Below are 385 nucleotides of genomic sequence, written 5' to 3' on the forward strand. Positions count from 1 at the left end.
GGTGCTGCACTCGTTCAACGAGACCGCCCACCTCGACTGACGCGGTGGCGCTGGTCGCGCTCCGTCGCGGCGAGGGTTCCGGCCGCCGTGGGGCCGGTCAGGGCCGGCGATCGCGGCCCGGGATCACGAGGAGGCCGCCCACGATGGCCACCATGGCGCCGATCGGCGTGAGGAACGTGGCGAGGGTGAACGAGCCGCTCACCGGGGCGTCGGCCCCGGCCGGCCGGGACTGCCACCACTCGACGATGCCGGGCACGCGGAGCACCCAGCTGGCGAGGATGCCGACCGCGCAGAGGGCGATGGCGACCCCGATGGCCTCCTGGCTGTCGGCGTAGCGGCGGTTGAGCAGGGCCAGAGCCAGGATCACGATCGACAGGAGCAGCAC

Annotated in this window: 1 protein-coding gene; it reads right to left on the reverse strand. The window is 73.8% G+C overall.

From position 1 onward, the window contains the following. Positions 1–97: 97 nt before the first annotated feature. Positions 98–385: hypothetical protein (locus tag D7Y13_RS46770; RefSeq protein WP_208734769.1), on the reverse strand; the 288-nt coding region annotated here is incomplete at its 5' end.

Origin of the sequence: Corallococcus praedator (genome assembly GCF_003612125.1) — a bacterium.
GTDB classification, from domain to species: domain Bacteria; phylum Myxococcota; class Myxococcia; order Myxococcales; family Myxococcaceae; genus Corallococcus; species Corallococcus praedator.